Annotated in this window: 10 protein-coding genes; 5 read left to right on the top strand and 5 right to left on the bottom strand. The window is 75.1% G+C overall.

What is annotated here, in order from left to right:
- Positions 1–71: 71 nt before the first annotated feature.
- Positions 72–1,517, top strand: coding sequence for a class II fumarate hydratase (locus tag FB00_RS10005; protein ID WP_047232764.1), 1,446 nt, complete (start codon positions 72–74; stop codon positions 1,515–1,517).
- 81 nt (positions 1,518–1,598) lie between these two features.
- On the opposite strand, the gene FB00_RS10000 is transcribed toward FB00_RS10005, so the two are convergent.
- Entirely contained in the window at positions 1,599–2,087 is a 489-nt protein-coding gene (locus tag FB00_RS10000; protein ID WP_047232763.1) for a MarR family winged helix-turn-helix transcriptional regulator, read from the bottom strand.
- 75 nt (positions 2,088–2,162) lie between these two features.
- On the opposite strand from FB00_RS10000, the gene FB00_RS09995 reads away from it, so the two are divergent.
- A complete protein-coding gene (locus tag FB00_RS09995) occupies positions 2,163–3,575 on the top strand; it encodes an FUSC family protein (protein WP_052877572.1) in 1,413 nt (470 codons plus the stop codon).
- A 58-nt stretch (positions 3,576–3,633) separates the two neighbouring features.
- On the opposite strand, the gene FB00_RS09990 is transcribed toward FB00_RS09995, so the two are convergent.
- The 3 genes from FB00_RS09990 to FB00_RS09980 all read right to left on the bottom strand — a co-directional run bounded on the left by FB00_RS09990 (position 3,634) and on the right by FB00_RS09980 (position 7,636).
- The gene (locus FB00_RS09990; RefSeq protein WP_047232762.1) at positions 3,634–4,971 is read right to left on the bottom strand and encodes a PhoH family protein; all 1,338 of its coding nucleotides are present in this window, start codon (positions 4,969–4,971) and stop codon (positions 3,634–3,636) included.
- 404 nt (positions 4,972–5,375) lie between these two features.
- Complete coding sequence (locus FB00_RS09985) at positions 5,376–6,881, bottom strand: DHA2 family efflux MFS transporter permease subunit (protein WP_231581797.1); 1,506 nt, start codon at positions 6,879–6,881, stop codon at positions 5,376–5,378.
- Between the two features lie 134 nt (positions 6,882–7,015).
- On the bottom strand, positions 7,016–7,636 hold the full coding sequence (locus FB00_RS09980) for a PadR family transcriptional regulator (protein ID WP_047232761.1): 621 nt from the start codon (positions 7,634–7,636) through the stop codon (positions 7,016–7,018).
- Positions 7,637–7,807: 171 nt separating this feature from the next.
- On the opposite strand from FB00_RS09980, the gene FB00_RS09975 reads away from it, so the two are divergent.
- Together FB00_RS09975 and FB00_RS09970 are read left to right on the top strand one after the other, a co-directional pair.
- Positions 7,808–9,280 (top strand): amidase, encoded by a 1,473-nt coding sequence (locus tag FB00_RS09975; protein ID WP_047232760.1) that lies wholly within the window; start codon positions 7,808–7,810, stop codon positions 9,278–9,280.
- Positions 9,247–9,831 (top strand): DUF1697 domain-containing protein, encoded by a 585-nt coding sequence (locus FB00_RS09970; RefSeq protein WP_047232759.1) that lies wholly within the window; start codon positions 9,247–9,249, stop codon positions 9,829–9,831. Before FB00_RS09975 ends, FB00_RS09970 begins: the two co-directional genes overlap by 34 nt.
- Before the next feature lie 853 nt (positions 9,832–10,684).
- On the opposite strand, the gene FB00_RS09965 is transcribed toward FB00_RS09970, so the two are convergent.
- Positions 10,685–11,590, bottom strand: a complete 906-nt coding sequence (locus tag FB00_RS09965) for a hypothetical protein (protein WP_047232758.1) — start codon at positions 11,588–11,590, stop codon at positions 10,685–10,687.
- 180 nt (positions 11,591–11,770) lie between these two features.
- Here FB00_RS09965 and nhaA point away from each other — a divergent pair, with 180 nt between their 5' ends.
- Positions 11,771–13,090 (top strand): Na+/H+ antiporter NhaA, encoded by a 1,320-nt coding sequence (gene nhaA, locus FB00_RS09960; RefSeq protein WP_047232757.1) that lies wholly within the window; start codon positions 11,771–11,773, stop codon positions 13,088–13,090.
- Positions 13,091–13,121 lie beyond the last annotated feature (31 nt).

The raw sequence follows: 13,121 nt of genomic DNA, 5'->3' as shown, positions 1-13,121 counted from the left end.
CGGCCCGCGACCCGCGTGACCTCCGTCACGCGGGTTGCGGGTGCCCGCGCGCGGTGCGGCAGGATGGCCCCATGACTGCATCTCCCGAGGCCTCCGGCGCCGCCGCCGGCGAGGCCGCACCGACGACCGAGTACCGCATCGAGCACGACACGATGGGCGAGGTGCGCGTGCCCGCGCAGGCTCTCTACCGCGCGCAGACGCAGCGCGCCGTGGAGAACTTCCCGATCTCCGGCACCCCGCTCGAGCGCGGTCACATCGAGGCCCTCGCGCGCGTGAAGAAGGCCGCGGCCCGGGCGAACGCCGAGCTCGGCGTGCTCGACGAGGACGTCGCCGCCGCCATCGTCGCCGCGGCCGACGAGGTCGCCTCCGGCGCGCACGACGCGCACTTCCCGGTGGACGTCTACCAGACCGGGTCCGGGACGTCGTCGAACATGAACACGAACGAGGTCCTCGCGACGCTCGCCACGCGCTCGCTCGGGCGCGACGTGCACCCGAACGACCACGTCAACGCGTCGCAGTCCTCCAACGACGTCTTCCCCACGTCGGTGCACGTCGCGGCGACCGCCGGCGTCGTGCGCGACCTCGTGCCCGCGCTCGGCCACCTGGCCGAGGCGCTCGAGGCCAAGTCGGCGGAGTTCGCGACCGTCGTGAAGTCGGGCCGCACGCACCTCATGGACGCCACGCCCGTGACGCTCGGCCAGGAGTTCGGCGGGTACGCCGCCGCGATCCGGTACGGCGTCGAGCGGCTGGAGTCGGCGCTCCCCCGCGCCGCGGAGGTCCCGCTCGGCGGCACCGCCGTCGGCACCGGCATCAACACGCCCGCCGGGTTCCCCCAGCGCGTCATCGCGCTGCTCGTCGAGGACACGGGTCTGCCCCTCACGGAGGCGCGCGACCACTTCGAGGCGCAGTCCTCGCGCGACGGCCTCGTCGAGCTCTCGGGCGCGCTGCGCACGATCGCCGTCTCGCTCACCAAGATCTGCAACGACCTGCGCTGGATGGGCTCGGGCCCGAACACGGGTCTCGGCGAGATCTTCATCCCGGACCTGCAGCCGGGCAGCTCGATCATGCCGGGCAAGGTCAACCCCGTCGTGCCCGAGGCCGTGCTCATGGTCGCCGCGCGCGTGATCGGCAACGACGCGACCGTGGCGTGGGCCGGCGCGTCGGGCTCGTTCGAGCTCAACGTGCAGATCCCCGTCATCGCGCAGGGCGTCCTCGAGTCGATCCGCCTCCTCGCGAACGCGTCGCGCGTCCTCGCGGACAAGACCGTCGCGGGCATCACGGCGAACGTCGAGCGGGCCCTCGCGCTGGCCGAGTCGTCGCCGTCGATCGTCACGCCGCTCAACCGCGTCATCGGCTACGAGGCGGCGGCGAAGGTCGCGAAGCACTCCGTCAAGGAGGGCCTCACCGTCCGCCAGGCCGTGATCGACCTCGGCTTCGTCGAGCGCGGCGAGGTCACCGAGGCGCAGCTCGACGAGGCGCTCGACGTGCTGTCGATGACGCGCCCGCCGCAGGCCTGAGCCCTCGGACCGTCCGATCCGCCGTGGAGCCGGGCGGGGTGCGCGCGCACCCCGCCCGGCTCTCGGCGTCTCGGCGTGCGCTCAGTACTCGACCGGGTCGAGGCGGCGCAGCACCACGCCGAGGAGCCGCGCGAGCTCGGCGCGCTCGGCGTCGTCGAGGTCCGCGAGCGCCGCGCGCTCCCGCTCGAGCTGCTGCGGGAACACCTCGTCGACGAGCGCGACGCCGTCCTGCGTGAGGGCGACGAGGACGCCGCGGCGGTCCCGCTCGGCGACGGTCCGCTCGACGAGCCCCGCGCGCTCGAGCCGGTCGAGGCGCTTGGTGATCGACGCTCCGGGGGCGCCGGTCATCGTCGTGACCTCGCCCGCGCGCAGCGGGCGTCCCGCGCGCCGCAGGGCGGCAAGAACGTCGAACTCCGCGCGCGAGACGTCGTGGCGCGCCGCCGAGCGCTCGAGCGCGCCCTCGAGGAGACCAGCAGCACGGCGCAGCCGCGCCCCGACGGCGGAGGTCGAGGTGTCGAGGTCCGGCCGCTGCTGGGCCCATTCCGCTCGCACGCGGTCCACGTAGTCCACCGACCCAGGATAGGGCGGACCTCACAGTGTTTCACCGGTGAAACACCTTCGAATCACCGGTACGGTGGACCGGTCATGCCACTCCTCTCCTCGCTCCCCTCCCCCACGCTGCCCGGCCTCGCACCCGTGCGTGCCGCCGCCCAGGACGTCCTCGACCCCGCCCACCTGCGCGACGCGCTGCGCGTGAGCCCTGCGGACGCGACCCTCGCCGCCGCGCTGCGGTGCGGTGCGGCGGTCGCCCTCGCGATCGCCGTCCCGGGCCTGCTCGGCCGACCCGACCTCGCGGCGTTCGCCTCCCTCGGCGCGCTCACGTCGCTCTACGGCCGGTACGACCCCTACCGCCGCCGCGCCGGCCTCCTCGCCACCGTCGGCGTCCTCATGGCCGGCACGATCGCGATCTTCACGCTCCTCGCCGCCGCCGGCGTGACCACGCTCGTGACCACGGCGGCCGTCGCGCTGCTCGCCGCGGGCGCGACGGCCTTCTGCCTCGTCGTCCGGACCGGCCCGCCAGGCGCGACGATCGTCGTCTTCGCCGCGGGTGCAGGGCTCGCGGGCTCGCCGGCGCTCGCCGACCTCGGCCCCCGCGTGCTCGCCGGCTCGTCCGGCGCGCTCCTCGCGTGGCTCGTCTGCATGGCCGGTGTACTCGTGCGGCCGACGGCGCCCGCGCGCCTCGCCGTCCGGCGTGCGGCCGACGCCGTCGCGGTCGTCGCGCGGGAGGCGTCGCGTGGCGGGGACGTCGCCCCCGGCGAGCGCCCGACCGACACGGCGCTGCCCGCGCCCTCCCCGCACGGGTCGCACGCCGCACGGGTCGCCGTCGCCCGGGCGCGCGAGGTGCTCGCCGACGACGCGTCGTGGCGGCGGCCCCGCGGCGCCGTCCCCGCGCTCTCCCGCGAGCTCGACGAGATCGAGCGGGCGCTCGTCGCCCTGGGCACCCCGCGCGAGGACGCCACGGCGCCCGTCCGCACCTCCGTCACCGCCCAGGCGCGGTCCCGCGTCCGTGGCCCGTGGCGGCTCGCGACGGCGCGCGTCGGGGTCTCCGGGCTCGTCGCGGGCGGGGTCGCCGCGGTCGCCGGCCTCGGGCACGGCGCCTGGGCGACCATGGGCTCGACCGCCGTGCTCCAGGGCGAGTCGGCGCGCCACGCCGTCGTGCGGGCGCTGCAGCGGGGAGCCGGCACCGTCGCGGGCGCGCTGCTCGCGTGGCCGCTCCTCGCCGCACCGCTCGGCTTCTGGGGGACGGCTGCGGTCGTCGTGGTGCTCCAGACCGTGACCGAGACCATCGTGAGCCGCCACTACGGGCTCGCGATGCTCACCATCACGCCCATGGCGCTCCTCATGACCTCGCTCGCGCACCCGGCCGACCCGGCCGCGCTCGCGCTCGACCGCGCGCTCGACACGGTCCTGGGCGCCGTCGTCGGCGTGCTCGCGGTGGTCCTCGTCCACCCGCGGACCCGCCCCCGCGCGAGCGAGATCCCCGGTCCGCCGAGGTAGAGGCCTGGTACCGCGAGGTAGAGGCCTGGTCATCGCCAGGCCTCTACCTCGCGGCGGGTCAGACCTCGATCGACTCCAGCATCTCCGTGACGAGCGCCGCGACGGGCGAGCGCTCGGAGCGCGTGAGCGTCACGTGCGCGAACAGCGGGTGGCCCTTGAGCGCCTCGATCACCGCGGCGACGCCGTCGTGCCGCCCCACTCGGAGGTTGTCCCGCTGCGCGACGTCGTGCGTGAGGACGACGCGCGACGACTGCCCGATGCGGGAGAGGACCGTGAGCAGCACGTTGCGCTCGAGCGACTGGGCCTCGTCGACGATGACGAACGCGTCGTGCAGCGAGCGCCCGCGGATGTGCGTGAGCGGCAGCACCTCGAGCATCTCGCGGTCGATCACCTCGTCCAGCACCTGCGGCGAGACGAGCGCGCCGAGCGTGTCGTAGACGGCCTGCGCCCACGGGTTCATCTTCTCGGCCTCGGAGCCGGGGAGGTACCCGAGCTCCTGGCCGCCCACCGCGTAGAGCGGGCGGAACACCATGACCTTGCGGTGCTGGCGGCGCTCCATCACCGCCTCGAGCCCCGCGCACAGCGCGAGCGCCGACTTGCCCGTCCCGGCCCTGCCGCCGAGCGACACGATGCCGACGGACTCGTCGAGCAGCAGGTCGATCGCGACGCGCTGCTCGGCCGAGCGGCCGTGCAGCCCGAACAGCTCGCGGTCGCCGCGCACGAGCTGGACGTGCTTGTCCGCGGTGACCCGGCCGAGGGCCGAGCCGCGCGGCGAGTGCACCACGAGGCCCGTGTGACAGTGCAGCGGCCCGGCGGCCTCGACGACCTCCGGGTCGAGGCTCGTCAGCTCGACGGACTCGTGCTCCCAGAGCGCCGCGGCCTCGGCGTCCGTGAAGGAGATCTCCCCCATGCCCGTCCAGCCCGAGTCCACGGCGAGCTCGTGGCGGTACTCCTCCGCGCGCAGCCCGACCGCCGACGCCTTGACCCGCATCGGCAGGTCCTTCGACACGACCGTCACGTCGTGCCCCTCCGCCGCGAGGTTCGCGGCGACGGACAGGATCCGGGTGTCGTTGTCGCCCAGCCGGAAGCCGGCGGGCAGGACGTCCGGGTCGGTGTGGTTGAGCTCGACGCGCAGGGTCCCGCCGACGTCACCGACGGGGATCGGGGCGTCGAGCCGACCGTGCTTGACGCGCAGGTCGTCGAGCATGCGCAGCGCGCTGCGGGCGAAGTACCCGAGCTCGGCGTGGTGGCGCTTGGCCTCCAGCTCGGTGATGACGACGACCGGGAGGACGACGTCGTGCTCGGCGAACCGCCCGATCGCGCGGGGGTCGCTCAGCAGGACGGAGGTGTCGACGACGAACGTGCGGCGCGCGTCGTCGCTCGCATCGTCCTGCAAGGTGGGTGAGGTACCGGGGGTGGGTGAGGTACCGGGGCGGGGGGTGGGTGAGGAATGGACCACGAGGGCTCCCCTCCGGCGCGCGGGCGCCGTTCTCTCTCTGGGCGAGGCAGGCGACCGGCCGTCGGGCCGTGGGTGCCACGGCTCAGCAGCGCCGGTGCCGGCCCTCCTGAGCGGAGCGTGAACCCCATCGGCTGGCCTCCCGGAGGACGGCGGTGGTGCCGTCCGTCCCCTCGAAACTACGCCCGTGTGATTCCGCTCACCACCCCCGACACGCCCCCGGCGCGAGGTTTAACCCTCCGTTCACGCGCTGGTCCGACGAGAGCTCCACGAGATCGGCCCGAACGTTCGAGATCGACCCTCGGAGGGTCGACCTCGCGACGCACGGGCCGATCTCGCGGGAGTCAGTGCTCGACGTGCTTCGGTGCCATCGCGACCGCGCACACGAATCCCAGGACGAGCACGACGGCCGTGACGGCGAGCGTCTGCCCGACGGCGGTCGCGAAGCCCTGGTGGAACGCGGTGGTGGCGGCGTCGGTCACCTGGCGCGCGACGTCGTCGGGCACCCCGGGCGGGAGGTCGAACCCGCCCGCGCCGCCCTGCAGGGAGCCCGCGTTCGCGAACCCGTCGACGAACTGCTGACGGAACTGCTCCGGGAGCGACGCCGCCGCGTCCCGCGCCGCGGCGGGCAGCGTGACGGCGAGGCGCGCGGTGAGCGTCGCGACGATCGCCGCGGAGCCGATGACGCCGCCCACCTGGCGCGTGGTGTTGAACGCGCCGGCGCCGGCGCCGGCGGTGCGGTGGTCGAGGCCCGACGTCGCGAGGTTGGCGAGCGGCGAGAACACGCACCCGGTGCCGATGCCGAACAGCGTCATGGGCAGCACGATCGTCACGACCGACACCCCGGGGCCCACGACCGCGGCGAGCCAGCCGATCGCGACCGCGAGGACGCCGAAGCCCGTCGCGACGACCCACTTGGCCGGGACCCGGTCGGACAGGCGCCCCGCGAGCGGCGCGACGATCCCCGACACGAGCGACCCCGGCAGGTTGACGAGGGCGGCGTGCAGCGGGGACAGCCCGAGGATCGACTGGAGGAAGATCGTCAGCGGGAAGAAGATGCCGATCATCGCGAACGAGACCGACATGCCGGCGACGTTCGCGAGCGAGAAGTTGCGCGAGCGGAAGAGTCGCAGCGGAAGGAGCGCGCCGTCGCCGAGGTGCCGCTGCCACAGGACGAAGCCCACGAGCACGAGCAGCCCGGCGCCGATGACGCCCCAGACCGTGATCGGTCCGGTGATGGTGCCCCAGTCGTAGGTCTCCCCCTCCTGGAGGCCGAAGACGACGGCGAACAGGCCGACGACCGAGAGCACGACGCCGAGCACGTCGAACGAGCGCTTGTTCGTCGCGAGGCGCGGCAGGCGCGTGAGCGCGAACCACAGCGCCACGACGCCGACCGGCACGTTGACGAAGAAGATCCACTCCCAGCCCCAGGACTCGACGAACACGCCGCCGAGCAGCGGTCCGGCGATCGTCGCGACGCCGGCCGTCGCACCCCACAGGCCCATGGCCGCCCCGCGCTGCCGCGGGGGGAAGACGCGCGTGATCATCGCCATGGTCTGCGGCGTCATGAGCGCCGCGCCGACGCCCTGGACGACGCGCGCCGCGATGAGCATCTCGATGGAGCCCGACAGCCCGCACCAGGCGGACGCGAGCGTGAAGACCGCGAGACCGACGACGAACACGGGCTTGGGTCCGTACCGGTCACCGAGGCGGCCGGCGAGCAGGAGCAGCACCGCGTAGGAGAGCAGGTAGGCGCTGTTCACCCAGCCCACCGCGACGAGGGACGCGTCGAGCTCGGTCTGGAGCGTGGGGACGGCGATGTTCACGATCGTGGTGTCGACCATGATCATGAAGAAGCCGAGGATGAGCGGCGGCAGGATGCTCCAGGCGCTGCGGCCGTGGAGGTCGACGAGGGGCACGACGCGCGAGCCGGCGTCGGCGGGCGCCGGGGCCGTGCTCGGGCTGCTGCCCGGGGCGGGAGTGGTCACGAGGTCTCCTGAGGTGAGGCAGTGCGGGGGAAGCGGAAGGCGGCCGCGGGCTCCTCGGTCCAGCTCAGCGCGCCCGACTCGACGTCGGCGATCGTCGCGTCGAGCCACGCGATCTCGGCCGCCGTCTGGTGGAGCTGGAAGGACGCGTCGAGCAGGATGCGGCGAGGCAGCCCGCGCGCCACGACGCCGTCGAGGTGCTCGGGCACCCCGTCGATCGCGGCGGCGAGCGCGGCGCGACGCTCGCGCAGGAGCGCGAGGGCGTCGTCGCGCGGGAGGTCGTGCACGAGCGCGAGCCCGACGGGGAAGGCCGGGTACTCGGGCGGCGTCTCGCGCACGAGCTCGCGCGTGCGGTCGTGGTGCGCGGCGACGCCTGCGTCCGTGATGGCGTAGACCGTGCGCTCGGGCCGGTTGCCGTCGCGGTCGACGCCCGCGCGCTCGACGAGGCCGTCACGCTCCAGCCGGTCGACCGCGTGGTAGACGGCGCCCGGGTTGAGGCGGACGAGACGGTCGTCGCGCCGCTTGCGCAGGCGTACGAGCATCTCGTACGGGTGCATGGGCTGGTCGAGCAGCACGGCGAGCACGAGGGTCGCCGTGGGGCTCAGGCGTGGTGCGGGCACGGTCGTCTCCGGGACGGTCTCACGGGCGGGAGGCGCGGACGGCGCGGGCGGGAGGGCCCGGAGGGGGAGGTCCGCGAGGAATATTCCGCTTGGAATATACGCCTCGGGCGGGCCGGGTGTCGACCCCGGACGGTTCGCGCGGTCGTGGCACGCCGCGTAGGTTCACGAGCCATGAGCGTCACCGACCTGCTCGACCTCGACGCGACCGCCCTCGCCCACGCGCTCCGGACCGGCGACACCTCCCCCACCGAGGTGCTCGACGCGACGCTCGACGCCGCGGGGGGCGTCGGCGCGGACGTCGGCGCCTTCACGGTCCTCACCGCCGATCTCGCCCGCACGCAGGCGCTCGCCGCCGAGTCGGCGCTCGTCGCGGCGCGCCGCGCGGGGAGCGCGGTCGAGGCGCCCACGCCCGGTCGTCCCGACGGGCTCCCCCCGTTCCTCGGCGTCCCGTGCCCGATCAAGGACCTCACGATGGTCGAGGGCGCGCCGATCCGTGCCGGGTCGGCAGCGATCGACCCGTTCCCGGCCCCCTACGACGACGGCGTCGTGACGCTCCTGCGGGCCGCAGGCACGGTCATGATCGGCAAGACGACCACCCCCGAGCTCGGGCTCCCCTGCTACACCGAACCCGACGTCGGGCCCACGGCGCGGACGCCGTGGGACCTCAAGCGGTCCGCGGGCGGGTCGAGCGGGGGCGCGGCCGCCGCGGTCGCCGCGCGCGTCGTCCCCGTCGCGCACGGGAGCGACGGCGGCGGGTCGCTGCGCATCCCCGCGAGCGCGTGCGGGCTCGTGGGGCTCAAGCCGTCGCGCGGGCTCGTGAGCCCCGGCCCCTACGGGATCGACGGCGCCGGGCTCGCCACGCACGGCGTCCTCACCCGGTCGGTGCGCGACGCCGCGGCGTTCCTCGACGTGCTCGCCCGGCCGTGGCCGGGCGACACCTTCACGGCGCGCCTCGCGACCGCGCGGGGCGGACGGCGGCTCCGGGTCGGGCTCCTGCTCGAGCCCGTGATCGCCGCCGACGCTCCCGTGCACCCCGCGTGCGCCGACGCCGCCCGCGCGACCGCGGCGCTCCTCGCCGGGCTCGGGCACGACGTCGTCGAGATCCCCCCGCCCTTCGCCGCCGAGCGCTGGGACGCGTTCGCCGCCCTGTGGTCGGTCGGCGCGCTCCAGGCGCCCGTCCCGCCGGACCGCGAGCACCTGCTCGTGCCGCTCACCCGGTGGCTGCGCGAGCGCGGGCGCGGCGTGACCGGGCTCGCGTACGCGACGGCCCTCGGCGGGGTGCAGCAGCTCACGCGCGAGGTCGCGGCCGCGTGGGCGGGCGTCGACGTCGTGCTCTCCCCCACCCTCGCCCAGCCCCCCGCGCTCGTCGGGAGCCAGCGGATCGACGACGACCCTGCCGCCGACTTCGCGGCCCAGACCGCGTTCACGCCGTGGACGAGCGTCTGGAACCTCACGGGCCGCCCCGCGATCTCGCTCCCCCTCGGCGAGGTGCGCGTGACCGACCCCGACGGGACCTCCGCCACCGTCCCGGTCGGCGTCATGCTCGGCGCCGACCACGGCGACGACGCACTCCTCCTCGACCTCGCCGCCCGCCTCGAGGAGGCCGCGCCGTGGTCCCACCGACGACCGGGGGCGTCGTCGTGACCGCGTACGTCGCCCTGCTGTTCGCCGTGAACGTCGGCGGGCGCAAGGTTCCGTCCACCGCGCTGCGCGAGCTCGCGGGCGAGCTCGGGTTCGCGCACGCCCGCACGGTCGTCAACAGCGGCAACCTCGTCGTCGCGCCCGGTACCTCCGGCGCGTCCGGGCCCGACGACGTCGCTCGGCTCCTGCACGACGCCGTCGCCGAACGCTTCGGCGTCGACGCCGCCGTCGCCGTGCTCACCACCGAGCGCCTGCGCAAGATCGTGCGCGGCAACCCCCTTCCGGACGACGCGCAGGAGCGGCCCGCCGCGCTCCTCGTCCTCGTGGGCGAGACCCCGGTCGACCCGGACGGCGCCGCCACCATCGACGACCGCGGCGGGACGGAGCGCGCCGCCGTCGCGAACGGCGTCCTCTACGTCGCCTACCCCGACGGCATCGGCCGCTCGAAGCTCACGACGGCCGTCCTCGCGAAGGCCGCCGGCACCCCGGTGACAGGCCGCAACTGGAACACCATCACCCGCCTCCTCACCCTCGCCGAGGACACCCGCGCCTGACCCATCCGGCCGAGGTAGAACCGTGGTCGCGCGAGGTAGAGCCGTGGTTCGGCGAGGTGGGCGCGGTCGGGCCTCAAGCCCGCGGGGTCGGGTCCGCGGCGCGGGTGGGCTCGGTGCTCGGGGCTGCGGCGCCGTCACCCCGGGTCCTTCGGCCGTGGGTTCTAGGAGCGCCGCTCTGACGCCCCTTCGCATCCGAGCCCACCCCCACCGCTCGGCCGTCGTCTCACCATGGCCTGGCGACCGTCCGACCAGGCGGTCTCGGCAGGTCGAACAGGCGACGACGGCTCGTCAGGTTCCCAGGACCAGCCCGAACCACCTGATCGGCAAACGTCGCGACGACTCGGCGCGACGGCGCGACGGCGCGACGACCAGGTCGGGGCGCGACGCGCCCCACGAACCACGACACGCAGCCGCAGCCGCAGTCACAGTCACAGTCACAGTCACAGTCACAGCGACGCTAGGGCGGCGGTGCCGCGGTGCCGCGGTGCCGCGGTGCCGCGGTGCCGCGGTGCGGCGGCACCGCGGTGCGGCGGTGCGGGGGTGCGGGGGTGTCGCACCGAGACCGGATGCGGCAACCGCAACCTGGATCGCGAGACCGACACCGCGGGCGGTCGCCCGGGTGAGCGACGACCAGGGCGAGACGACGCCGGGCGGGGTGGGTGGTGGTGCCGCGTCGTGGCTGGGCCTGGCGGGAGCCGCGAGGAACGAGCGGCGGATGGTAGACGCGGCACCACCACCCACCCCGACCACCCAACCCGGCCACACGCCGCCGAACATAAGAACCACGGCTCTACCTCACACAACCACGGCTCTACCCCGCGCAACCACGGCTCTACCTCGGCAGACCAGGGTTCTACCTGGGCGGGGTGGCCGGGCGCCAGTGCTGGACCTTGTCGACGTCGCGCACGACGACGTCGAGGCGGGCGAGCTCGCGCCGCAGGTCCACGACGTCGGACGTCTTGTCGGACTGGAGCATGGCGGCCCGGGCGCGCAGGACGGCGTCGGCGCTCGGCGGCAGTGAGGGGTCGCCGGGGACCCAGCGTCGGAACTCCTCCTCCCAGGGGTCGTCGTCGTGCCACGGCCAGCCGTGCGATCGGAACGCAGTCGCGAGACGGTCGGTCGCGAGCTCGGTGCGCACGTGCAGGAGCTCGACGACCGGGGCGTCGTCAGGAACACCCTCCGCGGTGCCGGCGGCCGAGGTCGACGCGCGCGCCGCGGGTGACACGGGCGACGCCGGCCGGTCGACGGGGGCCGCCGCACGACGGCCGAGCACGACGAGGTCCTTGCGGTCGACGAGCACGGCGGTGACGTCGCCCCGGTCCAGCTCGGTGCGCTCGTCGCGCAGGGTCACGGTCGTGCGCTCGGGGTCGACGGTCACGAGCGCGATGTCCCGCACCGCGTGCGCGGCGAACGCCAGCCCGGCGAGCGCCCCGACGGCGAGGCAGATCCCGACACCGAGCGCGCCGCGCTCACCGAGGAGCTCGTCGATCGCGCGCGCGAGACCTTGGAACGGGGCCCAGGGCAGGCCCGCCATCCATCCGGCCAGGTGCAGCACCCCGAACGCGACGACAGCCCCCACGACCGGCGACCCGCCCCACAGGAGCGAGCGGTCGAGCGCCGTCGGTCCGACGGCGGTCGGCGCGTCCGGTGGCGCCCACCCGTCCGGGGACGGTGTCGGGACAGGCGTCGGGGCCGGGTCAGAGCCGGTGAGGCCTGCCGGGGCGAGGTCGGGCGCGGGGTGGGGGACGGCGTCGGGCACCCGCAGATCCTCCCGTGCGCTGGCCGCGCACGGCGTCGCCCGGGAGGATGACCACGAGACGGGCACGTCGGCCGCGCGGGGTACGCCCCCGTAGAATCGAGGGCGGTGTGCCGGGAAGTCTGGTCGGCCACGGTCTCGCGTCCGCGGACCGTGCGACACGACAGCGACCCCGGGAGCACGATGACCCACGCGACCCCGCCCTCCGGCACCCACCCCACCGCGCGGCCCGACCGGCCGTCGCCCCGTGCGCGGCTGCGCCGCTGGGTGAGCAGGGAGACCACGGGCGGCGCGCTGCTCATCGGCGCGGCGCTGCTCGCGCTGCTGTGGGCGAACTCGCCGTGGCGGGACGCGTACACAGCCCTCTCGGAGACGGTCGTCGGGCCGGCCTCGATCGGACCGCTGCCGCTGCACCTCGACCTGAGCCTCGAGACCTGGGCTGCGGACGGCCTGCTCGCGATCTTCTTCTTCGTCGTGGGCGTCGAGCTCAAGCAGGAGTTCGTGGCGGGCAGCCTGCGGAGCCCGCGCCAGGCGGGCGTGCCGATGCTCGCCGCGGTCGGCGGGATGGCCGTGCCGGCGGTGATCTTCACGGCGGTCGTGCTGCTCGCGGGCGACGACGGCGCGCTGCACGGCTGGGCGATCCCGACGGCCACGGACATCGCGTTCGCGCTCGGCGTGCTCGCCGTCTTCGGGCGCGGGCTGCCCGCCGCGATCCGCACGTTCCTCCTGACGCTCGCGGTCGTGGACGACCTGCTCGCGATCATCGTCATCGCGGTCTTCTACACGGCCGACCTGCGCATCGGGTTCCTGGGCCTCGCGCTCGTCGCGGTCGCGCTGTTCGCCGTCCTCGTCCGCGCCCGGCGCACGCGCTGGTGGTTGCTGGTGCCCGTCGCGGTGGTCGCGTGGGTGCTGGTGCACGAGTCCGGCGTGCACGCGACGGTCGCGGGCGTCCTGCTCGGCTTCACCGTCCCGGCGCTCGCCATGCACGGCGAGACCGAGTCGCGCACGCACCGGTTCGAGCACTCCCTGCGACCGTTCTCCCAGGGGATCGCGCTGCCCGTGTTCGCGTTCTTCGCCGCGGGCGTGACGTTCGTCGGCGGCGGGGGCGACGTCCTCGGTCAGCCGGTCGTACTGGCGATCGTCCTCGGCCTGGTGCTGGGCAAGCTCGTGGGCGTGCTCGGGGTGACGGCGCTCGTCACGCGGTTCACGCCGCTGCGCCTTGCGCCCGGGATCGGGGTGCGCGACCTGCTGCCGGTCGGCCTGCTGGGCGGGATCGGGTTCACCGTGTCGCTCCTCATCGCGGAGCTGTCGTTCCCGGACTCGACGCACACCGACGCGGCGAAGATCGCCGTCCTCGCCGCCTCGACGATCGCCGCCGCCCTCGCGGCGGTCGCGCTGCGCTGGGACGCGCGGCGCGCGCGCACCAACGACATGAACCTCGACGACCTGCCGGACGACGTCACCGACCACATCGGCGACGCGAAGGACCGCCTCGAGCACTGACCCACCCGCCCGCCGGACCCGGGTCCCGGGC

It is taken from the genome of Cellulosimicrobium funkei (genome assembly GCF_001019615.1).
Taxonomy (GTDB): domain Bacteria; phylum Actinomycetota; class Actinomycetes; order Actinomycetales; family Cellulomonadaceae; genus Cellulosimicrobium; species Cellulosimicrobium cellulans_E.
Note: the sequence above shows the minus strand (reverse complement) of the source record. Positions and strands in the feature narration are given on the sequence as shown.

Bases quoted from the DNA above. Each gene is read 5' to 3' on its own strand.
- FB00_RS10005 (WP_047232764.1), top strand. From the start codon at position 72: ATGACTGCATCTCCCGAGGCCTCCGGCGCCGCCGCCGGCGAGGCCGCA.
- FB00_RS09995 (WP_052877572.1), top strand. From the start codon at position 2,163: ATGCCACTCCTCTCCTCGCTCCCCTCCCCCACGCTGCCCGGCCTCGCA.
- FB00_RS09985 (WP_231581797.1), bottom strand. From the start codon at position 6,881: ATGATCATGGTCGACACCACGATCGTGAACATCGCCGTCCCCACGCTC.
- FB00_RS09975 (WP_047232760.1), top strand. From the start codon at position 7,808: ATGAGCGTCACCGACCTGCTCGACCTCGACGCGACCGCCCTCGCCCAC.
- nhaA (WP_047232757.1), top strand. From the start codon at position 11,771: ATGACCCACGCGACCCCGCCCTCCGGCACCCACCCCACCGCGCGGCCC.